Origin of the sequence: Amycolatopsis sp. w19, assembly GCF_051373225.1 — a bacterium.
Taxonomy (GTDB): Bacteria; Actinomycetota; Actinomycetes; order Mycobacteriales; family Pseudonocardiaceae; genus Amycolatopsis; species Amycolatopsis japonica.
Window position 1 is genome coordinate 1 of record NZ_JBPQFM010000028.1, and the last position, 24,200, is coordinate 24,200.

Below are 24,200 nucleotides of genomic sequence, written 5' to 3' on the forward strand. Positions count from 1 at the left end.
CGGCGGCTGCTGGGGAGGCGGCGGCACGGCCCGCCACGGGCGCTCACCGCGTTCGGGCGGGGGCTGCTGCGGGGGCGGCTGGCGACGCTCCGGACGGCGTGCCGGTCCGTCGGTACGGCGGGGCGGTGGCGGAGTACCTTCGCGCCGGGGACGGCCTGCACGCTCGGGCGGTACACCCGGCTCTCTTTCCAACGTGCGCCCAATCCTCGGTGCTCGGCTACGTGATGCCCGGCGGCATCGTTCGACCCAGGGTAATCGGGAACGGCCGGAAACACTTAAACCTGTGCGTCCTCGGTCACACGTGGGGCGGTTTCGTTCGTCCGATCGGCCCGCGAGTCCTTGATCCTCCGGTAGATCCGCCGGGACGACAGGAGCAGCAGCGCACCCGCCGCGGTGATGGTGATGATGATGGTGATCGCGCCGTACTCCGTGGAGGTCAGCTCGAACCGCGCGTCGGAACCGAGCGGGGTCCCGTCGGGCGTGGTCAGTGCCACGTCGACGCTGAACCGGCCCGCTCGCAGCGCCTCGACCGGCAGCAGCTGGTTGATGGCGCCGTTCGCCGGGACGGTCCGCTCCGGGACGGCTTCGGTGGGACGCAGGCCCACGTTGTTCTTGAGCACGGTGCGGACGTTGATGCCGACCGGAAGGCCGTTGGTGATGTACGCGGGCAGGGGCGACGCGCCGGAGGCCAGCGCGATCGTCTGCTTCGGCCGCTCCACGGTGACCTGGCCGCGGATCGCTTCGAGGTCGCCGCGGGCGTTGGCGGTGACGATCGCGGCGTCCGCGCCGCGCCACGAGGTCGACGCGGCCCGGATGAGGGCGAACCGGACCGGGGCGATCACGTCGGCCGGATTCACTCGTTTGGTGGCATCCATCGTCATCGCCGACGACAGGCCCAGCGTCTCGTTGTCGATCTGGGACATCTTCGCGGTGACGTCACCGCTGGTCGCGGCCGTCAGATCCTGCGGGTCGTAGTTGACCGACGCCGTCCCGGACGGGCTGTCGCCGAGCAACTCGGGCAACGGCGCCGCCTTGATCAGACCGGCGGTGTAGAAGTCACCCATCCGCTCCAGGAACGTGGTGAGTTCCGTGCCGCTCGCGGCCCAGTGCCGCGGCGGCGCGATCAGCAGCCGAGAACGCGCCGGACCCTCGGGCTGCCCGCCGAGCCCCGCCCGGAAGGCGATGGCGCCGAGCCCGTTCTGCGTGGAGCCCGAGCCGTTCAGCGCGGACGAGATCAGCGCGTCGATCGGCTGCGCGCGCAGGTCCGTTCCCTCGATCGACACCCCGCCCGAAAGCGGCGAGCCGGACTGGAGCTTGCCCGAATCGGTCAGCACGGTCTTGACGCCGGCTTTGCCGATCGCTTCGACGGTCTGAGAATCGAGGGCGCCGCCGGGCCAGAGCACGCCGTCCTGCGGCTGGATGCCGAGCAGGTTCTTGATCGTCCCGGCGCCGCCCAGCGCGCTCGCCATGAGCGCGGTGTCGGTGGCGTCGCCCGCGCGGACCTTCGACAGCGCGGTGAGGTCGGCGTCGGCGAACGGGAGGGTGACCACGCACCGGCCCGCGACCAGCGCCTTCAGCCTGCCGAGCCAGTTCTTCGCGGTCTCGACGCCCTTGCCGGGAGCGCCGCCCGCGACCTGGTAGCCGCGGGTCATCCCGTCGACGGTCGCGACCAGGTCGGGGTCGATGGCCAGGCACAACGACGACGAGACCTTCGTGTCGGCCTCGGCCGCCCGCGCCGCTTCGACCAGCGAGTCGAGACGGCCACCCGCGGCCAGTTCACCGGCGAGCCGTTCGTCCGCCAGGGTCAGCGGGCCGCCGAGCGGGGACGAGACGACGTGCACGGTGCTGTTCGCGATCGGCCACAGCAGGCTCGTGGACGGCGCCGACGTGGGACGCGACGCGGGGGCCCTGCCGGGGACGCCGAGCACCGGCATCAGCAGGGTGACCGCCGCCAGCCGTTCGGGGCCGCCGAAATCCGGGGTGCCGTTGACGTTGACCAGCAGCGGATACACGCCGGGCCTCGGGAACTGCAGTTTCGACGACTGGCCGAGCGGGACGGACAGGTTCAGCGCGGCGCTCTGCCCCGGCTCCAGTTCGTCCGGTTCGAGGTCGACGAACTCGGTCGCCCCGAGGTCCTTGAACTTGTCACCGGCGAGGACGTCGCCGATCTGCTGCTCGCTCTGCAGCCTGGTGCCCAGCTGCAGCCGCACGCTCAGCTTGCTGATCCGCCGGTCCCCGATGTTGGTGACGCGGCCGGTGACCGTGAGCGAGGCCGAGGTCGTGGTGATCACGCGGGGATTCAGCTGGTCGAGGTCCACGCGCAGCCGGGGCTGTTCCTGTGCCTGCGCGACCGCGACGGGCGACGCGGCCATGGCCAGGAACAGGATCGACAGGACAGTGGCGGCAAGCCGCTTCACTCAGGTGCTCCCTCGGCGGTGTGCTGTTGCTGCGCGAAGAGTTCTTTGGCCTTCCGGACCAGCTTGCGCTCGTCGGAGTAGGCGAGTTTGGTCTCCAGGTCGGCGAGCGGTACCCAGGCGACCTCGGTCACCTCGACATCCTCGTCCGAAAGTTCGCCGCCGGTGGATTCCAGGATGAAATGGTGCACCGTCTTGTGCACGCGCCGTCGCTCGGCCACGAACCAGTAGTCGATGGTGCCGAGGGGCTGCAGGACGCGCGCCGAGATGCCGGTCTCCTCCTTCACCTCGCGCACCGCCGTCTGCGCATGCGTCTCACCGTCCTCGATGTGGCCCTTCGGCAGTGACCACAGCAGTCTGCCGTGCCGGTCGAGCCGCCCGATCAGCGCGGCGTTCGCCCGTTCGGCGTCGACGACGAGTCCGCCGGCCGAGGTTTCGTCGACCGTGGTCAGCCGCCGCCCCCGCCTGCGCCTCCGCCGGCGGCCCGGCTTCGAAGCGCCGGAGCGGCCGGCTGATCCAGACATGCTGCGATGCTAGAGCAAACGGCGGTACGGGTACGCTGGCTCACCGTGCCCGTGTTGGGCCGGGCCGTAGTAGTACATCCAAATCGTGGTGGGATTGTCGTGAACAAGGTGGTCGCCGGGCAGGCGATTGCGGGGAAGAGCACTGCGATGCAGAACGCTGTGACGGAGCTGATGCGCATCTCCCCGCTGGCGGACGAGCTCGCGAAGCTCTTCGCGAAGGCGGGACACAGCCTGTACCTGGTCGGCGGCAGCGTCCGCGACATGATGCTCCGCAGGCTGTCGAGCGACCTCGACTTCACCACCGACGCTCGCCCGGACCAGGTGCTCAAGATCGTCAGCGCCTGGGGCGACGCGGTGTGGGACGTCGGCATCGCGTTCGGCACCGTCGGCGTGACCAAACAGGGCATGACCCTGGAGATCACCACGTTCCGCGCCGACAGCTACGACCGCGTCGGCCGCAATCCCGAGGTCACCTTCGGCGACAGCATCGAGGGCGACCTGCTCCGCCGCGACTTCACGGTCAACGCGATGGCGATCGACCTGGCGAACAAGACCTTCGTCGATCCGCACGGCGGCCTTCAGGCGCTGCAGGACAAGGTGCTCGACACCCCCGCGACCCCGCAGGAGTCCTTCGCCGACGACCCGCTGCGCATGCTGCGGGCCGCGCGGTTCTCCGCGCAGCTCGGGTTCGCGGCGGCGCCGCGCGTGGTCGACGCGATGGCGTCGATGGCGGAGGAGATCGACCGGATCACCGCCGAGCGCGTCCAGGCCGAGCTGTCGAAACTGCTGCTCGCGGACGACCCCCGGCCCGGTATCGAGCTGCTGGTGGACACCCGCCTCGCCGATCGCGTGCTCCCCGAAGTGCCGGGGATGCGGCTGGCGATCGACGAGCACCACCAGCACAAGGACGTCTACCAGCACTCGCTGACCGTGCTGGCCCAGGCGATCGACCTGGAGAAATCGCACGAACCGACCTCCGAGCCGGATCTGATCCTGCGGCTCGCGGCGCTCCTGCACGACGTCGGCAAGCCCGCGACGCGCGAGTTCCAGCCCGGCGGCGGCGTGAGCTTCCACCACCACGAGGTCGTCGGCGCCAAGATGGCGCGCAAACGTTTGCGGGCGCTGAAGTTCTCGAAGGAGATCGTCCAGGACGTCAGCCAGCTCGTGTTCCTGCACCTGCGGTTCCACGGCTACGGCAAGGGCGAATGGACGGATTCGGCGGTGCGGCGCTACGTCACCGACGCCGGCGACCTGCTGCCCCGGCTGCACAAACTCGTGCGCGCCGACTGCACCACGCGCAACCGCAAGAAGGCGGCCGCGCTGCAGGCCACCTACGACGACCTCGAGCGGCGGATCGAAGCGATCCAGGCGCAGGAGGACCTCGACCGGGTCCGGCCGGATCTCAACGGCGAGGAGATCATGCGCATCCTCGGCCTCAAGCCGGGGCCGGACGTCGGCAAGGCGTGGAAGCACCTGAAGGAACTGCGGCTCGACCGCGGTCCGCTGGAGCACGACGAGGCGGTGGCCGAATTGAAGAAGTGGGCCGCCGAGAACGGCATAGGCTGAGATAAACCCCGTTGGTCTCTGGATCCACGCGGTCTGACCGGAGATACTCCTGCCGGTGCTCCGGGCAGGGGGAAAATCCATGGCGAAGCGGCCGCCCAGTTTTCTGGTGACGTTGCTGCGTCGTGGCGCGCCCGCGCTGGCGACGGCGACGAGCGAGCTTTCGGACGAGGTCGGCGACCCGACACCGATGCGCGCGCTGCGGCGGATCCAGCAGATGTCCGGTCCCATCGACACGGCTCATCGCGACAACCTGCTGCTCAGGGCCGCCCGCTACGTCGCCCTCGTGCCGCTGGTCTACCGGCTCTTCGCGGTGCCCGGCGCGTTCGGCGTCTACGTCTCCACGCACGGCATGATCGGGATCGGCCCGGTCGGGCTGGTGGCGCTCGGCTCGGTCGGGCTTTCGCTGTACGGGATCCGGTGGATGCTGCGCTCGGCGCCGTTCCGCCCGCAGCACGCCGCCCGCCTGCTCGCGATCGACCTCGTGTTCACCCTGCTCGCGCCGCTGGCCGTCGGAGCGCTGGTGCCGGCTTCGGTCTTCACCGAGGCGATGGCGGTGCCCGGCAAGCACCTGCTCGGCGAGGTCGCGCTGCTGGCGCTGGCGCTGGGCATGCCCGCCGCCGCGGCGCTCGCCGTCGTGAGCTTCCCGGTGCGGATGCTGGCGTCGGTGTTCGGCACCGGTCACGCCGCGCCCGGCGACGCCATGGCCACCTTCCCGTCGATCCTCGGTGTCCTCTTCACCGCGAGCGGCGCCCTCGTCCTGATCGGCCTCGGCACCCGGCTCGCTCTCGCGTACGGCATCCGCAACGGCCGGATCGCCGAACGCGCCCGCCAGCACCGGATGCTGCACGACTCCGTGCTGCAGACCCTCGAAGCGATCGCGCTGGCCAACAAGGGTGACCCGTCCACGCGGCTCGCCGAGGTGCAGCGGCTGGCGCGGGCGCAGTCGATGGAGCTGCGGCGGACGATCGAGAACGAGGCTTCGGAACGGTCGGAGGCCGGTTCGCGGCCGCTGGGCGAGAAACTCGCGTCGCTGGCGGCGGAGATGGCGCGGGACGGGCTGCGTGCCCAGCTCGTGATCGCCGAACTCGACGACGACACGCTTTCCGAGGTGCGGCAGATCGCCATCCGCGACGCCGTCCGCGAGTCGCTGCGCAACACGCTCAAACACGCCGGGACGGACAAGGTCGTCGTGCGGGTCGAGGAGCAGGAAGGCGGCGTCGCGGTGATCACGCGCGATCACGGCGCCGGGTTCAGCCTCGACACCCGGCCCGCCGGTTTCGGCATCAGCGAGTCCATCACCGCCCGCCTGAACGAGGTCGGCGGGACCGCGAGGGTGGAGTCGGCTCCGGGCAATGGCACCAGAGTCACCCTTTGGGTGCCTTTCTGACGGTAAACAGGAGAACATGAAGAAAACGGACGTCCTGGCCGAAGCGCTCACCGCGTACCGCGACGGTGACCGGGCCAAGGCAGCGGACCTCGCCGAGCGGGCCGGATCCACGCTCGGCATCGAACTGCACCGATACCTGACCGAGGGCGGCGGTGGTGCCGTCTACGACCGGCCGGCCGCGTTCACGGCGTTCATCCGCGGCGGCGGGAACGTCAAGCTCTACCGGCAGCTCAGCGCCATGCTCGCCCGGCGCTACGGCACCGTCGGTTCCCTGCTCGACCTCGGTTGCGGAGACGGGCTGGCCGTCGTCCCGGCCCTCGAACAGGCGGACCGGCAGCCGGGCAGGATCGATCTCGTCGAGCCGTCGAGCGCGCTGCTCGCGGAAACACGCAAGCATCTCGACGGCACCCGCGGCCTGCACACCTGGGAGGCCACCGCGCAGGAGTTCCTCGACCGCGAAGACGACCAGCAGTGGCAGCTGACGCAGTCGACCTTCGCGCTCCAGTCGATCCCGACCGGCGAACGCACCGAGGTCCTGCGGGCGCTGCGGCCCCGCACCTCGTGTCTGGTGCTGGCCGAATTCGACGTGCCCGAGTACGACGAAGACTCCGCCGAGTACGTGCTTTCCCTGGTCACGCGCTACGAACGCGGGATCGCGGAGTACGGCAAGGAGGCGTCGCTGGTGGCGCAGGGGTTCCTGCTGCCGGTCCTGCTCGGCCTCGTCGAACCCGGGACGGGCCGGACGAACTGGGAGCAGCCCGCCACAGATTGGGCTTCGCAGCTGAAGGAAGCGGGCTTCACCGGCATCCGGATCGAGCCGCTCGCGGACTACTGGTGGTCGCCCGCGGTGCTGATCACCGCGTCCTGAGTTTGGTTACGTTGGGGGTATGGGGATCCTGCTTTCCGCGCTCGAACTCGCCATCGTCGAGGACGGCCGCGCGGCCACCGAAGTACTCGCTTCGACAGCCACCGTCACCACGAAACTGGAGGAACTGGGGTACCACCGCGTCTGGATCGCGGAGCACCACGGCTCGCCCGCCATCGCCACGGCTTCGCCGCCGGTGCTGGCCGCGCATCTGGCGGCGGTGACGTCGTCGATCCGGATCGGCTCCGGCGGGGTGATGGCGCCGAACCACGCCCCGCTGGCGGTCGCCGAGCAGTTCGCGACGCTCTCGGCGCTGCATCCCGGCCGCATCGATCTCGGTGTCGGGCGCGGTCCCGGCACCTTCGACGAGAAGATCGTCCGTGCGTTGCGGCGGGGCGCGGATCCGGCGACGGACGACGACTACCGCGCCGACGTCGCCGAATTGCTGCGTCATCTGACCGGGGAGAGCGGAATCCGGGTGCTGCCCGGCGAGGTCCCGACGCCGGAGCCGTGGCTGTTGTGCTCAAGTGCGGCCGGCGCCCGTCTCGCCGCCGAGCTCGGCCTGCCGATCGCGGTCGCACACCACATCCGGCCGCAGAACACGGCCGAGGTTTTGCAGGCGTATCGGGAGAACTTCAAGCCGTCCCAGTGGCGCGAAGAGCCGTACGTGATCCTCTGCGTCGAGACCATCTGTGCGGACACGGACGCCGAAGCGGCCTACGTCGCCGGGCCGTGCGCGGTGATCAAGTCTTACCTGCTCAACGGTGAGGGCGGCGACCTCGCCTTCCCGACCAGGGAGCAGGCCGCAGCGCACGAATTCACGCCGGAGTCGAAGGAGCTGATCGCGCGGTTCACCGCCGCACAGGCGCACGGCGGACCGGAGAAGGTGGTGCGGTCGCTGAAGGATCTCGCCGCGGCCACCGGTGCCGACGAGCTGATGCTGACGGCACCGGTGTACGACGCGGCCGCTCGGGCCCGGTCCTACGAGCTGGTCGCGAAGGCCTCTTAGCGCCCCGCATTTCGTCCTCTGAATGCGATCAATCGCATTCAGAGGACGAAATGCGGGTGGTCAGACGCGGGAAAGCGCGCCGGTTTCGAGATGCTGGGCGATCGGCCGGGGCAGCACGTAGGCCACGGCCCCGCCCGGTGTCCCGTTCCACGGCGCGGTGATGCCGGTGACCACGCGCAGCGGCCGCAGGACGCGGTAGAGACGGCGCTCCCGTTCGCGGTCCGCGGCCAGCGACGTCTCGATGAACCGCGCCGATTCGGCGTGCACGAGGTTCCCGGTCTCGTTCCCGAACCGCTGCACCGTGGTGCCCGCCGGGAGGACGACGATCCGCTTGCGCCGGAAGAAGTTCAGCGGCGGCTCACCGCGCAGCGGCAGGATCGGCCAGTCGGCCGGGTTGTCGGCCTCCTCGCTCGCGCCCACCGCGGCCCGTGCCGGATACAGCAGCAGGGTGCCGAGGAAGAACCGCGCCGCCTCTTCGATCTTGGCGAACGCCACCGGCTCGTCGGTCGGCGGACGGGACACCTCCCAGCCGCTTTCGGTGCGGCGCAAGGTCCAGAGCCCCGGCTCCGGTACCGCGTTCGCGCCGATCCGGTAGGCCGTCGGCGCCACGCCGTGCTCGGCCAGCCGCTGGTACAGGACGTCCAGCACCTCGACGGCCCGGATGTCGCGGACCGGTTCGCCGTCGCGTTCGACGCGGGTGCGGGCACTTTCGTCCGGCAGATCCGCGGCGGTCTGCGGCGGCCGCGGCTTGCCGACGATCTCCGCCTCGGCGGTCGCCCGCACCAGCTCGCCGACCAGCGGCGGCCGGAAACCGGCGGCCCGGATGTGCTCGACCAGCTCGGGCTCCGGCGGCACCCCGTACTTCCGCAGGTAGTGCGGGACGGCCGCGGGCCAGATCCAGACGCCGTCGGTGTGGAAGGCGTTCGGCACGTCCGGCGGGCCGTTCGGAGTGAAGATGTCGGGCTGCGGGCCCGGCCGGGTCAGCGCCACCGGCGAGCGGAAGAGATAGTCCAGGACGCCGCGCATCATCTCCGGCGGCACCGGCGGCCGGTTGACGACCGGACGTTCGCCCTCGTTGTGCGCGTCGACGACCTGCGCGTGCCGGAACACGACGTCGAGCGGCAGACCGGCCTTGGCCGAAAGCCAGGCCGGGACGTGCTTCTGGTCGCGCGGGAAGATCGCGAGCTCGGTCGCGTACGCGCGCGGAGACGGCTTCCCACCCTCGTTCGGCGCGAGCCGCCACGTCGGCTCCTGGTCGGCGTCGAAATCGAAGTCGAAGTGCGACTCCGAGTCGAGCGTGAACGTGCCCTGGAACCACGTGCCGGTCTCGGGCTGGTGCATCGCCGCGCGCAGCCGCGCGAACAGCGAACCGAGCTCCGGCGGCGCCGCGATCGACACCGACACCGGGCCGTTGCCCTCGTCGCCGACCGAGCGGACCTCGAGTTCGGAGTAGTCGCCGACCTGCCGGAACTGGGCGCCGACCCGCTGCCAGCCGGCGGGCAGCACCCGCAGCAGCGTCCGGCCGATGGCGCGCAGCAGCGCGGCCTGATCGCCCGTCCCCGGCTGAAGCCGGGATTCCGGCGTCTCGACGAAGTCGTGCCTGGTCTGCCACAAGGCCGTCAGCCGCGTCGGCGCGGCCGTGGTCGAGAAGTCCGTCAGGCCCAGTTCGGCCGCGCGGGCCGCGTCCTCGCCCGCCCAGCGCAATGTCAGGTCGCCGCCGGTGCTCGGCGCGATCTGGAAGTGCTCGTCGTCGAACCGGCCGTACGACTGCAGGCTGAAGGTCGCGCCCGCCTCGCCGTTCAGCACGACCCTGGCCGGACGGCCGTTCCAGTCGCGGTCGAAGCCCTCGGGCGCCGCTTCCCCCGGCGGCGCGATGAGCAGCAGCGTGCCGTCTTCGGTCGACCGCTGGGCCGCGAAGACGGTGTCCCCCCAGACGGCGTACAGGCCATCAGGCCGCTCCGCCGCTTGAACCCGGTAACGCACTATGTGTCCCCTCCCCAAGTACCCCAAACCGGAGGTAAATCTAGTGGGCCGGATAGCGGGCGTACCACCGGTCGTCACCCGGTGCGCTCCCGCCGAACTCCGCGAGCGCGTCGTCCGCCAGCCGTCCGATCACCTCGGCCAGCTCCAGCTTCGCGAGCCAGTCCGTGTTGAGCGCTTCCTCGCCGTACATCGCGCCGACGAGGTTTCCGCAGATCGACCCCGTCGAGTCGCTGTCGCCGCTGTGGTTCACCGACGCGAGCAGCGCGGCGTTCGCGTCCGTGGTGGTCAGCGCGACGTAGACCGACATCGAAAGCGCGGTTTCGCCGATGTTCCCCTGGCCGAGGGTTTCGAGCTTCTCCGGTGTCGGGGCCCCTTCCCGTGACAGGGCGAGCGCCTGGTCGAGTGCGACGCTCTGCTCCTCGTGCCCCCGGTACTTCTCCAGCTCGGTACGCGCGGTCGCGACGGCGTCGAGCAGCGGTTTCCCCACCAGCAGTTCGCGCACGATCACCGCGAAGGCGCCCGACGAGAGATACCCGCTCGGGTGACCATGCGTCAGTGCCGCGCTCTCGGCGCCGAGCCGGAACACCTCGGCGAGGTCGTCCGACCACAACGCGACCGGTGCCGCGCGCATGATCCCGCCGCAGCCCTTCGAGTTGTTCACCGGCCTGTCCATGCCGACGCGCACGCCTGTCCTGCCGTACGCCTCCAGCTCGCCGAAACAGGTGAGCCCGGGCGCGCGACGGCTGAACAGCTCGCGGTTCGTGATCAGCCAGCCGTCCGGTTCCGCGCTCGTGTCCTTCGGGCCGCGGGCCCGCTCCCACGGGATGCCCTGGGTGTGCAGCCAGCGCTGGTAGGCCTGTTGGAGCGACTGCTCTACTGGGGTGGTAGCAAAGGTCCCTTGCTCCCGGCGGGCGGCGGCATGGGCCCTGATCAGGCCTTCGAGGGTGAAGAGCGTCATCTGGGTGTCGTCGGTGATCCGCCCGACGCCGCCGTACGCGGGGATGAGGTCGGTGATCCCGGCGGGGCCGGCGATCTCGCGGATGCGGTCGATCGAGTCGAACTCGGTCTTCGCGCCGAGCGCGTCGCCGATCGCCCCGGCGAACAGGCTGCCGCGCAGCCGCGACCTGGTCGCCGGATGTTGAAGCCACTCGCGCATTGCCTACTGATCTCCTCGTGGATACCGGTTCGCGTCCCAGCGCCGCCGCTCTTCGGGCTCGCGGGGCAGGCCGAAGCGGTTGAAGTAGTAATAGGCGTCGCCAGCCAGATTGTCGATGACGCCGAGGCCGTCGTACGCGGCGAGCCAGGCCTCCGGCAGTCCGGGCACGGTGAGCCTGGCGCCCACCATCGCCCCGGTCAGCGCGGCCGTCACCGAGCCGCCGCGAGCGGCCAGCGCCAGCGCCGCTTCGGGGTCGTACCCGCGCTTGGCGGCGGCGAACAGGGCCCGGCCGAGCACCGAAAGCGGCGTCCTGCCGTCGCCGATGCTGTCGAACTGCTCGACGTCATCGCCGTCGATGTCGTTCCGGAGGTCGAGCACGGTTTTGACCAGCTCGCCGACCTCGCCGCTGTACTCGTCGAAGCCTTCGAGGAAGTTCGCGACCGCCGGTTCGCCGTTCTGGGCCGCGAGCTGGGCGCGGAACACGTTCACCAGCAGTTCGGCGCCGTGGACGACCTCGTGACCGGCCGCGGAACCGACCAGTTCGCGGACCACCTTCATCGCGTAGAAGGTGCTGTCGGCGGGACCCTGCACGCCACCGGTCACCGTCGCGGCGAGCGCGGTCGCCAGCATGGCCGAGAACTCGGCGGGTGCCGGTCCGGCGGACGCGGTGGCCTTGGCGACCCAGCCGTCCGGCCGTCCGCCCGCGGGCAGCGAGGCTGGGATCTCGGGCTTGTCCGGCGTCGGGTCCAGGCCGCGGATCACCGATTCGGTGTGGAACAGCAGCTGCCGGGTCAGGCCGCCGAGCGGCAGTCCGTCGGCGGGATCGGCGCCCGAGCCGAGTGCGTCTCCGAGCGCGAAGCCGACGTACGCGCCGAGAAGCCGCGGGTACGCGAAGCTGCCGACGGGGAGCGTCGGGTCGTAGAACTTCCCGAACGTCCAGGCGCTCGGACGCGGCTCGCCGTTGTCGTAGTAGTGCGTGACCAGCCCGTTCGCGAACAGGTCTTCGGGTAGTTCGGGCAGCGGACGGCCGTCGTACTTCGCCCGCGAGCGCTCGAACGACAGCGTCGAGGCCTGCGTGAAGAGGGTGAGCTCTTCGCCGCTCAGCGGGTAGCCGTTGTCCCGCGCCTGGTCGACGAGGCTCCGCAGATTCGCGACGGCCGGAGTGTCGTACTCCCCGCTGAAGTAGGTGGGACGTCCGACGGATTCGGGGCGCTCGGTCCCGGCCGGGAGTTCGAGGTCGGCGACCTGCCGCAGCGTCTCCGGGTAGACGTTGAACGTCTCCGGGCGGCCGGGGTTGACCAGCAGCCCGAGGCCCGGGGTGTCCTTGCCCCGGCGCAGGAGCACGCGGGGCTGGATCCGCTGCCACACCGTGTACTCCGACGGGACCTGGGCCTCGGAGGTGTAGACGACGAAGCGCACGCCCGCGTCACCGAAGTCGCGGACCTGCAGGTGTCCGTCCTTCGCCGGGGCCAGCACTTCGAGGTCGAGCATCCAATGGACGAATTCCTCCGGCGTGATCCACTCGACGCGGAGATACCCGAGAAGCGTCTCGACCGGGCTTTCCGGTGCCGGGCGGCCCGAGAATCGAGGTCCGGGGCGGTGCTCCGGGTTCGCGCGGACCGCGCCGGTCGGCTCGCCGAGAAGCGTGTGCTGCTCCCAGCGCAGGATCGCCGCTTTCGGCACGGGCAAGCCGGGGACCGCGGCCGGATCGAACTCGGGGTCGACGATTTCCGCCCACCGGGTGAACGCGTCCGGGTCGTCGCCCGCCGCCGAAACGGCCATCAGCTCCAGGTCGAGGCGGATCTCGCCGCCGTCGTCCGGGACGAACGCGACCGGGCTGGGGAACAGGCCCGTGCCGGGGTCGGTGCCGTCGAGCCAGCCGACGGTGTTGTAGGTGACGTTCCAGCCGTCGGTCGCGCGCACGACGTACTCGCGGCGGACCCGCAGCGCGCCGGTCCCCTCCCCGCCTCGGTCCGTCAGCCATTCCTCGACGCGGCTGACGGCTTCCTCTTCGTTCATCATCCCCATTTCGTTCACCAGCGGGGATACCGCTGGGACCAGCCGTCGACCTCGTGCAGCGCCGAATGGCGGTCGAAGTGCCAGAACGCGTCCGTGGCGATGTTCTCCAGCAGGTAACGCAGTTCCAGCTGCTCGACCCACTTCTGCGGCAGCCCCGGGATACCGGTGCGGGCGCCGAGCAGCGCGCCGGCGATGGCGCCGGTGATCGCGCTGCGGCCCGAGTGGTTGACCGCCCGCAGCAGCGCCTGCTCCGGATAGTTCTCGAACCCGGACAGCGCCGCGAACGCGCGGCCCAGCACGGAAAGCGTGCCCTTGCCGTCGCCGATCAGCTCCGGGACCCGCAGGTCGGGCAGGCCGTGTTTGCCGAAGAACGGCACCGATTCCGCGACCATCGCCTTGAGATCCGCCCAGACCGGTCCCCGCTGGTGCGGGTTCTGGTCACTGAAGATCTCGCGGGAGGTGTTCCAGATCGGGTAGCTGAACGCCTCCGAGGTCAGCGCCGGTTCGAACAGCCAGGTCAGGTAGGTCGCCGCTTCGACGTCGACCTCGCCGGGATGCGTGACCGCGACGAGGTCGCGCACCGCCTGCCGGACGCCGCCGCTCATCGCGCTCCCCGGCCCGGCCGCGGTCATCGCCGCCGGCAGCGCCGCGACCAGCGCGTCCGGCCCGCTCATCGGCATCGCCGTCGGCGAGACGGTCGCCAGCGCGTGGTACGCGTTCAGCTCGGCGTCGTCGGGGGTGCGGCGGACGCGGAGTTCCGGCACCTTCACGAGCCAGCCGTCGGCGTTGTCCAGCGGCGCGCCCTGGGTGTGCAGCCAGCGCATCAGCGAGTTGCGGGCGACCGTGCCGAGCGCCTTTTCGGCGTCGCGGTTCTCCGGCTGCTCGCGATGCGGGCTGCGGATCACGGCCTCGGTGTAGAACAGCAGCCGCTGGGTGAGCGGCCCGACGCGACCGGGCAGGTCGAAGGCGACCGTCAGGTCCGAGACGCCCTCGGGGCCGTACGTGTTGTGGATTTCGTCGAGCCGCATCCGATCGACAGCCGCCCCGAGTGCCTCGCCGAGCGCGAAGCCCACGTACGCGCCCGTGACGCGCTGCCAGCCGTAACGCGAGCTGGAGCGGTCTCGGTCGAAGTACTTGCCGAAGGTGTCCAGACGCGGCTGGATCTGCCCCTCGTTGTCGTAGCCCGGCGCCAAGCCGTTCGCCCGAAGGTCGTTCGGACGGGCGCGAGGCGGCTCCGGCTGCTTGAGCCGGGCCAGCCAAGACTGACCGAGGACGGTCTTCTGGCATTCCTCGGCGCTCAGCTCGAAGCCGCGACGGCGTGCTCGCTCGGCCGCGGCCAGTGGCGGCTTCACCGGCTCGGCCAGGCCCATCTTCGCGGCGGTTTCGGCGGCGAGGGCCTCCAGCTCCGGCTCCGCTTCCGGGCAGCGTTCGTTGACGTCGACACCCGGGCCCCGGCGGGGGAACCGCTGCGCGGTCTCGGCGAGCTCGGCGCCGCTGACGTCCTCGAACGTCGCGGGACCGCCGTTGATCACGAGGTTCGGCGGGCTCTCGTACCCGGCCAGGGTGGCGATGTCGACCTTCCAGTACCCGTGTTCGCGGGACGGGAGATTCCTGGTGGAACTGAAAACGCGCAGCTCGGCGCGTTCCTCGTTGAAGTAGAACCGCTCCGTCTTGCCCGACGCCAGGTCGAGCGGGACGTAGACCTCGCAGCGCAGCAGCCCGACGAGCAGCTGTTCCCTGGTCAGCCAGCCGACGCTGGCGAACGACAGCAGCGTTTCGAGCTTGTTCTCCGGCTTCGGGTAACCACGGCGGACCGGACCGGCCTTGTACTCGGGGTTCTCCCGTTCCTCCCCGGTCTGCACGCCTTCCGCGTTGACCTTGACCCAGCCCGCGACGACCGCCGGCGGGACGCCGAGGTCACCGAGACCGGACTTGGCGTACTCGGGGTCGACGACCTCGCGCCAGGCCTCCTGGCCGGGGAACGCGACCGGGACGCTGAGCCCGCCGGGTTGCGGATGCGCCTGGCGCAGCTCGCCGTCCGGCTCGCGCACGATCACCGACGGCGGCGGGAAGATCTCCTTCTCGGCGTGACCCTCGTCGAGGAAGGCGATCGTGTTGTAGGGGACCGACCAGCCCTCAGGGATGCGCAGGACCTTCTCGTGGTTCACGCGCAGGCCGGCGCCGCCCGGTTCGGACACGTCCGGACCGTGGACCGCGCGCAGCCACTCTTCGACCTTGGCTACCGCTTCCGCCGATTCCACCTACTCGATCCTCTCCAGGCTGCCGTCGGACACGTGCTCGGCGATGGTCCTCGGGAGCACGTAGGCCACCGCCCCACCAGGCATGTTCGCCCAAGGGACGGTGACACCGATGATCACGTGGAGCGGGCGTCGCAGCCGGTAGGTCCCACCGACGCGCTCCCGTTCCAGCGGCAGGGACGTCGTGGCGAACCGTACCCCTCCGTGGTGAACCAGATTGCCGGTTTCCTCGCCGAACCGCAGTACGACCGTACCGGCGACCATCCGGCTGACGCGCTTGTTGCGGAGCAAGGTGAGGGGAGGCTCACCCGGCGCCGCGTGCACCGGCCAGTCGGCGAGTTCCTTCGCCGTCTCCAGCGGCGTCTCGTGTCCGGCGGTCATCCGCGCCGGATGCAGCAGAACCGCGCCGAGAAGCTGATGCGACGCGTCTTCGAGCTTGTCGAAATACTTCGGCGAGACCGCGGCGCCGTCCGAGTAGGCCGCGACCTCCCAACCCTTCTCGGTGAAGTTGAGGCACCAGGCGCCGTCCGCGCGGTCGCCGATGCGGTAGGCCTCGGGCCAGACGGCGTGCTCGCCGAGTCTGCCGACCAGCACGACCAGGAGTTCTTCGTCGGTCAGCTCCGGATTCGGCGACGTCTCCAGCTCCGCGGCGATGTCGCCCTCGGTCTTCTTGACGTCGGAGCGGCCCGGTCTCGGTCTCGGCTTCCCGAGCAGATCCGCTTCCGCGGTCCGCCGCACCAGATGTTCGACGTACGGCGGCTGGAACCGCTGGCCGCGGATGTGCGCGACCAGCTCCGGCTCCGGCGGGATCCCGTATTTCCGCAGGTAGTGCGGCACGGACGCGTGCCAGATCCAGGTGCCGTCGGTGTGGTAGCTCTCCGGGACGTCGCCGTCGGCCTCCGGATCGAAGATGTCCTTGCCGAGGCCGCTGCCGGACAGGATCGCCGGTTCCCGTTCGAGATACTGCGCGACCAGCGGCGCTTCGGAGTCGTCGAGCTCCGGCCGGTCCACCACCGGCGGCTCGCCCTCGGTGTACGCGTCGACGATCCGGGCGTGCCGGAACTCGACGCGCAACGGAAGCTGCGCGCGCAGCCGCCACCAGTCCGGGACGTGCTCGTCGTCGCGCGGGAACGCGGCCAGCTCGTCCGGGTACGCAGAAGACGGCGGTGCCTCGGTCCACGACGGCTCGTCGTCGAGGGTGAAGTCGAAGTCGAAGGTGCCGTCGGGTTTCAGCGTGAACCGCGACTGGAGCCAGGTCCCCCGGCCGGTCGCGTACATCCCGGTGCGGAGCCTGCCGAAGAGCTCGTTCAGCTCGGGCGCGGGTGCGAGGTTGTGGCCCTCGAGTTCGGTGTGCTCCCCGGCCTGCCGGAAATCGGCGACCGCGGCGTGGGCGGGGTCGGTGATCCCCGCCAGGATGAGCCTGCCGATCTGGACCAGCAGTCCGCGCTGGTGTTCCGGAGTGAGTTGTTCCACGTGAATCATCGCGCCCGGTTCGGGAAACGGGGCTCCGCGCGGAACGACGGCGGCTCACCGGCGGCGCGGCGGGCCAGCTCGTCCTCCCACATCTTGAAGGTGCGTTTGCGCAGCGACTTGATCAACGCCGATTCCTGCGGCTCCACGCGCCGGTTCTCGCTCTTGGCCTGCTGGTAGAGGCCGTCGATGGTCTCGTACAGCGCGAAGATCGGACCGTCGCCCTTGAGTTCGTACGCGCGGGCGCGTTCGGTCTCCTGGACGAACTTCTCCTCGGGCACCTTGCTGATGTCCGAACTCGCCATCGCCCGCAGGACCTCGCGCACGTGCTCCGGCTTTTCGTCGAACTCGCCGGAGCTCAGGTTGAGGAGGTAACCCGTCAGGCCCCCGTCGGGAGTCGACTCGACGCGGTACGTCTTCCCGAAGTACGTGTAGAAGGACGGTGTCTGGATCACGTGCTCTCCTCCGGCGGCAGGCCCTTGCGGAGACCGGCCATGAACTTCTCCCGGACCCGGTCCATCAGGGCCGCTTCCAGCAGGGCCTGCTCCGGGGACAACCGCTTCTTGTTGTCCGCGTCCAGTGTCCGGTTGTACGTCGGGAAGTCGCGGCGGACCTCGTACAAGGCGTGTTCGTAGGCCGAGACGGTGTCGATATGCCGCAGGTGCAGCCGCAGTTCGGCGACGTGCCCGTTCGGCAGCCGGACGTTCATCTGCAGATCGCGGTACCCGCTGTCCTGCGGATTCGCGAACCGATCGTCGAAGCTGACGATCCGGAGGTCCGGATCGGCCATCACCGCGTTCAGCGCGTTGTAGACGTCGGCCAGCGTGTCGAACTGGATCTTCACGCCCACCAGGTCGGTGAGTTTCGACGCGTCGCCGTCGTAGCCCTCGATCTTCGCCTTCGCGCGGTCGTCGTCCTTCGGGCCGGGACGCCCTGAGGACTCTCCGTTGTTGTCGGCCGCGATCCGCTCGGCGATCCGGTTGAGGTCGCCCTGGTTCTGCGGCCACGCCTCCCGTTCGGCGTCCAGGAACTCCTGGATCTTCGCGGTGTCGCCCTTGTCCGCGCGATCGAAGCCGGCGTGGTACTGATCGCCCGGTTCCACGTCGGCGGCGATGTCCGCCGCCGCGTTCGCGAGGTCCCGCTGCTCCTGCGTCAGCGGGGTGTCGCCAGGACCGTCCTGGTGGACGTCGTCGATCATCCGGTGGCCGCGTTCCTCGACGTCACGCAGCGCGTCTTCGAGGATCGGGATGGCTTCCGGATGCAGCAGCAGGCTGCCGATCGTCATCGGGTTGTTCAGCAGCGAAGCCCGCAGGTACGCGTTGTCGGGGTGCTCCATCAGCCGGACGAGTTCCGGATGCGCGGGCAGGTGCTCGCGGATGAAGTCCCGCATCGGGCCGACGTCGTGCTTGACCCCGTTTTCGTCCTCGTGGACGGCCCGCTTCTTGTCCGGGTCGAGCCCGTCGACCGCGGCCGCGACCTCGGGATCGTTCAGGAACCGTTCGACGTCGGCCCGGGGTTGCTCGTCGTGGGCCATGCCGTAGCCCGCGTCGTGCGGCGGCGTCACGATCGGACGGCCGTCCGGCCCGATCCGCGACGGCTGCACGTCAGGGGTGTCTTCCCTGGCGAACGCGATCCGCGGGTCGACGGGCCGCGTCGACGAGGTCTCCGTCCGCGTGGTGTGCCCGTCGGTGTGCTGCGCGGCCGGGCCCTCCGGGACACCGACGTGCATCAGCTTCATGCCCAGCGGCGGATGCGGCAGGTTCATCAGCGCGCCCGACTGCGGGTCGAGGAACGCGACGCCGTCACGCGTGTTCGCCACCATCGCGACGTGCCCGCGCTCGACGCCGTTCTCGTCGAGGTACTTCACGGCGACGACCGCGTGGTGATCGGTCGGCATGCCGCGCATCTCGCGGATCACGGTGTCGTAGTCGGCACGGTCGGAGAACTGCCCGCCGAACCGCTCTTCGACGTGTTCCAGCGTGCCGCGGCTGTCCATCTCGTGCACGAGCAGCGGATCGGCGGTCGAATCGATGCCGTTCAGCCGGTCCATGTACGCGCCCGGCGTGCGGGTGCAGTTGGAGCGGTAGCCGTTCGCCAGCGCGTCGGGATCGTTGAAGTGCGGGTTGACCTCGCCGAGCCGCGGGTGCCGGTCGGCGATGTACGCGGCCTGCTGCTCGGGGCTCGCCGAACCGGCGTGGATCGCCGGTTCGCTCGGCGGGTTGGTCGCGACCGCCATCGACGAGTAGTCGCGCTCCGGGACCGGCAGTTCGGCCGTGTCGTCGGTGGCGGAGTGGTCCTGAGCGGGCTGCTCGCCGTACTCGGGACCCTTGTCGGCGTCCGCGACCCCGTGCTCCGCCGGGTTTTCCGCGGTGAGATGCGGGGTCTGCGGCTCGTCGAAACCACCGAGGCGCGCCATCGACTGCGCCTGGGCGAGACGGGCGAGTTCCGGTGCCTCCGCGGCGTGCCGGGCCCGCCGCTCGTCCATCTTCTGCTTGGCGGTCTCGGGGTCGAGGTAGCGCGGGTCGCCGGGAGTGACCTCTTCGGCGTGGATGACCCACTTCGGCCGGTCGACCAGCGGCGGAGTCTTGAACTCCTTGCTGTGCACGTAAAGCTGCGTGGCCGGCTTGTTGATGGCCTCGTTCTCGCCGGGGTTCTCGGCGAGCGACGAGACGTCCTTGCCCGTCTTCGAGACGATGTGGATCTCGACGTCCTGGCCGAACTTCGACTTCGTGTCCGGCGACGTCTTGATGGTGGAGCTGGTCATCGTCGGCTCGGGGACGGTCTGCCCCGGCTCGTAGTGCGCCGCCATGATCGCGGCGGCCCGCATGTCGCCCTTGGTGTCGATGCCGCGGATGGCCTCGCCGTGGAAGTCCGGCAGCTCGTTGAGCGCGCCGACGATCGCCCGGGTGCTGCGCTGCGCGTTCTCGAAGTCAGGGTGCGACTCACCCTTACGATTCGCTTCGTTGATCGCGTAGGCGTGTTCGCGCGAGTACGAGTAGATCGCTTCGGCCGCTTCGGGCGAGACGCGGTCCTTCAGCGGGCTCGCTTCGAGACGCCTCTGCGCCTTTTCGCGGGCCTGCTCGGCGAGGTCGGCGGAGTCGTAGCGGTCACGGAGGCTCTTGTGATCCTCAGGCGTGCCACGGAAGTTCTCGTCGCCGAGGTAACTCTCGTCGAGCCGCGCCGGCGTCTCTTCCGGACCCTTGAGCCGCTCGGCGATGTCGACCTCGGTCTTGGGCGCCTGCTCCTGAACCGGGGTTTCGGCTTCGTCGGTCTTGTCGGTCTTGTCGGCGTGGGTGGTTTCCGGTGCTTCCGGCGAGTGGACGTGCGGAGCGTCGCCGCCGCCCATCGGCATCGCCTTGATCGACGTCGGATCGTCGGGCAGTGTCGCGAGCCGCCCGGTCATCGGGTCGGCGAAGACGACGCCGTGCGGCGTGTTCACCGCGGCGACGATGCGCGTCTCGATCCGGTCCTTGGACCGCGGCGAGCCCTCCGGCGCGTTCGGATCGGCGGGGGCGTGATGCTCGAACGCCACCGCGGTCCGCGCGCCGACCGGACGTTCGCCCAGCTCACGGGCGACGTCGGCGAAACCGTTCCGATCCGACCACTGCCCGCCGAGCCGGTCGCTGACGTGCTGCAGCGGCGAACCCGCCGTCGCTGGCCCGGCGACGGCGTCGCCACCGTCCATCCGGTTCTCGAACGCGACGAGCGCCTCGGCCGAGTTCGTCTGGTAGCCGTCCTTCCACGATTCGGGCGCGTAGTAGTTGCGGGTGTTGGCCTCGCCGATCGCGGGAAGCTCGTCCATGACCAGCCGGACCTGCTGGTGCGGCGTCTCGGTCGAACCGGCGTGGATGACCGGCGTCCCGCCCTCTTCGAGCGGCTTCGCCAGCTCGGACCAGCCGCCGTCGGGAGCGTGCTCCCGCGGCGGCTTCGGGGTCTCCCGCACCGGGACGTCCGACGCGTCGACCCAGCCACCCTTGCCGTCGGCCAGCTTGGTTTCGAACGCGTCGAGGCCTTTGGACTGGAAGAGCTCCGGGTGATCGCGGCGCAGCTGGGCTTCCTGGTCGGCGGCTTCCTGCGCCAACCGCTCCTGCACGGCGTTGTTGTAGTCGCGCCGCTCGGCGACCTTCTGGTGGACCTCGTCCGGGCTCAGGTGGCCGTCGTCACCGGCGACGACCTCTTCGCATTCGACGATCCACTTCGGCAGGTCGTTCGGCGAACCGTCGTCCAGCCGCTTCTTGTAGTCCGGGTGGTCGGGATGCCCCGGGCCCATCTTGACGTCGGTGACGCGCAGCTGCGTGGCCGACTTCATCAGCACTTCGCGTTCGTCCTTTTTGGACGCGAGGTCTTCGATGTGGCGGCCGGTCTTCGACTGGATGCGCATCTCGACTTCGCCGGGGAAGGTGCTGCGCGGATGGTCCGGCGTGACCCGCGACGTGCTCAGCATCTGCGGGTCGACCATGACCTGGCCCTTGGCGTGCGCTTCGAGGAAGGCCCGGATCGCGCTCTCGTTGCCGTTGAAGTTCACCCGCCGCGAGACGAGACCGTCGTAGGCGGGCATCTCGTTGAGGCCGGAGGTGATCGCCTCGATATGCGGCCGGAGCGCGTCCAGCTCCGGGCCGCCGTGGCGCTGGGCGTGCGTGATCCGCTCGGCCATGTCGGTGCGCGTGTAGCTGTGCACCGCGTACGCGCCCTGATCCGACATCTGCTTGACGCGCGGATCTTCGTGGGCGTCGCGTTTGGCGAGACCTTCGCGGCGGACCTGCTCACTCCGCGCTTCCCCGGTGTCCTTGTCGAAACCGCGTTTGTCGATCTGCGTCTCGGCGAGCGCGCGGTAGGCGGCGGGATCGTCGGTGTGGAAATCCGGGTCGGTCAGATACGGCTCGTCGACAGTGGCCCTGTCGTCGGGCGTGGGCGCTTCGGTGTCCTTCGGTGCCTCGACGTCCTTCGGCGTCTCCGTGTCCTTGGGGACTTCCGTGTCTTTGGGGGCCTCGACGTCCTTCGGCGCCTGGGTGTCCTTCGGGAGCTCGGTGTCCTTGGGCGCGTTCGCGCCGTGGTCCTGAGGCACCTGCTGCGGCGCGTGCTCCACCGGCCGCACCGGCGGCTGCTGCGGCGGACGCTGCGGCTGCTGGGGACCCGCGTTCCCGTCGTGGCCGGGGCGCGGGGCCGGGACCTGCGGCGGACGTTGCGGACCACCGAAACGCGGCGGCTCGGCGCCGGGCGGCATCGGCCGTCCGGGCTGCTGTCCGGGACGTCCCGGCTGACCGGGGTGGTGCCCTGGCGGAGGCGGCGGCATCGGGCCGCGGTTGCCGGGGAACGGACCGTTGCCCGGGTGCTGGGGCCGCGGCGGAGGCGGCGGGTAGCCCGCCGGACCGCGCTGGCCCGGATGCTGTCCGGGCGGCGGAGGTGTCTGCGGGCGCGGCGGAACCCCGCCGTTCGGACCAGGTCCGGGGCCGGGCCTGCCCTGATAACCCTGCGGCGGCCGCGGCGGACCTGGAGGCTGTGGCGGTTGCTGAGGACGCTGACGCGGCCCACGATCCTGCGGGTGTCCACCGTGACCAGGGGGCGGCGGCTGCGGCCCGGTCGGACGCGGACCCATCGGGCCCGGCTGTCCTCGGTGCGGCATCGGTCCGCCGCCACCACCCGGAGGCGGCGCGAACCCACCCGGAGGAGGCGGCGGCTGCATCGGCTGCTGGCCCTGGAAGGGCATCGGCGCGGGCGGCTGGTCGAACCGCGGCTGCTGCGGTCCGCCGTTCCCGGCGAGACCCGCGGCCTGGACGCCGTCGTTCGGCCGGGGAGGCCGGGACGGATCGTGTCCGCCGGGCGGGAAACCACCTGGTGTGGGCCCGTTGCCCGGCGGGTTGCCGCCGGGCGCCATGCCGTAGCCACCCGACGGAGCGGACGAGCCGGACGCCATGCCGTAGCCGCCGGAACTCGACGGCGCGCCCGAGGAAGCGGCGGGCGGCATCGCGCTGGACTGCGACGGGCTCGGCGAAGGACTCGGTGCCGGACTGGACGCCGGTCCTTGTGACGGGCTGGACACAGGTCCTTGCGACGAGCTCGGTGCCGGGCTCGAAGCCGGTGTCTGGGCAGGGCTCGCCGCCGGAGCCTGCGCCGGAGTTTGCGACTGGGCGGCGGGCGACTGCTGCTGGTTCCCCGCCGCGGCCTGCTGCTGTTGTTGGTGCTGCTGACCGGATCCGTTGTCCGCGACCGGTGCGTTCTGGTGGGTCTGTGCCGCCCGCTGACCGTCGCCGGTGTCCGCCGGACGTTCCGGAGCCTGCGTCGAGGACTGGCTGACCCGATCGCCGTCGGCCGCCCGCTGGGGTTGCGGATCGGCGGACGAACTCCGCGGCGAAGGATCACTGTCCGAAGTGGACCGTGGCGCCGGGTCCGGCGAAGAGTCCGACCGCGACGAGGAATCCGACGAAGAACCCGAGTCCGACCGCGAAGAGCCCGAGTCCGAAGAAGAAGAGTCCGATCGCGAAGAAGAACCGGAATCCGAAGAACCCGGCGTACGCGAAGGCGTCCCGGAATCCCCCGAGTCCACATCCGGCGTCGAAGGCCCGTCACCCGCCGCGGGACCGGGCGTGTTCGCGGCCTTGATGTCGCCGATCTGGCTCTTCGCCCCGTCGACACCACCGCCGACCGCCCCGCCGGACGCGCCCATCAGCACGTCCTTGGCCGAAAGCTTGTCCAGGTCACCGGTGACGGCGGCCTGCCCGACCGTGCTGGCGACGCCTTCGGCCGCTCCGCGCACGGCACCCCGCGCCGCGCTGTCGACGATCTGGCCGCCGACGCTGTCGGACAGTCCCTTGGTGGCGCCCTTGCCGATACTGCTGCTGCCCGCGCCCACGACACCGTCGACGGCGCCGCTGATCGTGGAATCCTTGGTCTTGCTGAAATCCCAGCTGTCGCGGTCGCCCTTGGCCATCTGCAGGCCCTGGATCCCCGCGTCCATGGCGAGGTTCATCGCCGTGTTCTGCAGGACCTCTTTACCGATCTTCTTCAGGCCCTCTTTGAGAAGTTTCTCCAGGAGTTCCTTCGCGACCTTCTTGAAGCCTTCCTGCGCGAGCTTCTGCATCAGCTGGCGGAAGATCATCTGGACGGTCATGCGGGTGGCGATCTGCGCCGGCGCGATCCCGGCCGTCGAACCGCCGAACGTCACCGCCGCGGCCGCGATCATCGCGACGATCTGGGCGGCGAGGATCACCAGCGAGATGATGATCATGTACTTCGTGTACTCGACGTCCAGCGCGGTCGCGTTGCACGAGTCGCCGAGCGCCTTCGAAGAATCGGCGAGCGACTTGAAATACGCCTCGTCGCCCTCGACGAACTTCTTCCAGGCCTCGGCGAATTTCTCCGCGCCCTGACCGCTCCAGCCGCCGAGGACCTCGGTGGCGCCCTTGGTCGCGGTGTCGGCGATCGGCTGGATCGCCTTCGAGGCGTTGTGCCAGGCGTCGCGCAGTTCGCGGAGCTTGTCCTCGTCGCCTTCGGGCCAGCTTTCCCCGACGACGATCGGCAAGAGCCACTTGACCGCGTCGGGCATCTCCAT

General features: G+C 70.4%; 13 protein-coding genes. 4 read left to right on the forward strand and 9 right to left on the reverse strand.

Features of this window, described 5'->3' with window-relative positions; translation table 11 throughout:
* Window positions 1-275 precede the first annotated feature (275 nt).
* Window positions 276-2,417 carry a DUF6049 family protein gene (locus ACSMFO_RS35520; RefSeq protein ID WP_436462000.1) on the reverse strand — a complete coding sequence of 714 codons (2,142 nt, stop codon included), beginning with the start codon at window positions 2,415-2,417 and terminating at the stop codon, window positions 276-278.
* Window positions 2,414-2,938 carry an NUDIX hydrolase gene (locus tag ACSMFO_RS35525; RefSeq protein ID WP_016338342.1) on the reverse strand — a complete coding sequence of 175 codons (525 nt, stop codon included), beginning with the start codon at window positions 2,936-2,938 and terminating at the stop codon, window positions 2,414-2,416. Before ACSMFO_RS35525 ends, ACSMFO_RS35520 begins: the two co-directional genes overlap by 4 nt.
* A gap of 147 nt (window positions 2,939-3,085) precedes the next feature.
* Here ACSMFO_RS35525 and ACSMFO_RS35530 point away from each other — a divergent pair, with 147 nt between their 5' ends.
* The 4 genes from ACSMFO_RS35530 to ACSMFO_RS35545 all read left to right on the forward strand — a co-directional run bounded on the left by ACSMFO_RS35530 (window position 3,086) and on the right by ACSMFO_RS35545 (window position 7,765).
* Window positions 3,086-4,504: a CCA tRNA nucleotidyltransferase gene (locus ACSMFO_RS35530; protein ID WP_436462001.1), complete on the forward strand. Its 1,419-nt coding sequence runs from the start codon at window positions 3,086-3,088 to the stop codon at window positions 4,502-4,504.
* 79 nt (window positions 4,505-4,583) lie between these two features.
* The gene (locus tag ACSMFO_RS35535) at window positions 4,584-5,891 is read left to right on the forward strand and encodes a sensor histidine kinase (protein WP_038522030.1); all 1,308 of its coding nucleotides are present in this window, start codon (window positions 4,584-4,586) and stop codon (window positions 5,889-5,891) included.
* Window positions 5,892-5,907: 16 nt separating this feature from the next.
* A complete protein-coding gene (locus tag ACSMFO_RS35540; protein ID WP_436462002.1) occupies window positions 5,908-6,759 on the forward strand; it encodes a class I SAM-dependent methyltransferase in 852 nt (283 codons plus the stop codon).
* Window positions 6,760-6,778: 19 nt separating this feature from the next.
* Window positions 6,779-7,765, forward strand: coding sequence for an LLM class flavin-dependent oxidoreductase (locus ACSMFO_RS35545; protein WP_436462003.1), 987 nt, complete (start codon window positions 6,779-6,781; stop codon window positions 7,763-7,765).
* A gap of 60 nt (window positions 7,766-7,825) precedes the next feature.
* Here ACSMFO_RS35545 and ACSMFO_RS35550 read toward each other — a convergent pair whose 3' ends face one another.
* From ACSMFO_RS35550 to ACSMFO_RS35580, 7 genes are read right to left on the reverse strand one after another with little or no spacing between them, the layout of a single operon-like run.
* Entirely contained in the window at window positions 7,826-9,748 is a 1,923-nt protein-coding gene (locus tag ACSMFO_RS35550; protein WP_436462004.1) for a TNT domain-containing protein, read from the reverse strand.
* A gap of 40 nt (window positions 9,749-9,788) precedes the next feature.
* Entirely contained in the window at window positions 9,789-10,904 is a 1,116-nt protein-coding gene (locus ACSMFO_RS35555) for an ADP-ribosylglycohydrolase family protein (RefSeq protein ID WP_436462005.1), read from the reverse strand.
* 3 nt (window positions 10,905-10,907) lie between these two features.
* A complete protein-coding gene (locus ACSMFO_RS35560) occupies window positions 10,908-12,926 on the reverse strand; it encodes a YrhB domain-containing protein (RefSeq protein ID WP_436462006.1) in 2,019 nt (672 codons plus the stop codon).
* 11 nt (window positions 12,927-12,937) lie between these two features.
* On the reverse strand, window positions 12,938-15,184 hold the full coding sequence (locus ACSMFO_RS35565; protein ID WP_436462007.1) for an ADP-ribosylglycohydrolase family protein: 2,247 nt from the start codon (window positions 15,182-15,184) through the stop codon (window positions 12,938-12,940).
* Window positions 15,185-16,654, reverse strand: a complete 1,470-nt coding sequence (locus ACSMFO_RS35570) for a TNT domain-containing protein (protein ID WP_436462008.1) — start codon at window positions 16,652-16,654, stop codon at window positions 15,185-15,187.
* A gap of 5 nt (window positions 16,655-16,659) precedes the next feature.
* Entirely contained in the window at window positions 16,660-17,106 is a 447-nt protein-coding gene (locus tag ACSMFO_RS35575; RefSeq protein WP_037334040.1) for a hypothetical protein, read from the reverse strand.
* Complete coding sequence (locus tag ACSMFO_RS35580; RefSeq protein WP_436462048.1) at window positions 17,103-24,200, reverse strand: toxin glutamine deamidase domain-containing protein; 7,098 nt, start codon at window positions 24,198-24,200, stop codon at window positions 17,103-17,105. The genes ACSMFO_RS35575 and ACSMFO_RS35580 overlap by 4 nt, the downstream gene beginning before the upstream one ends.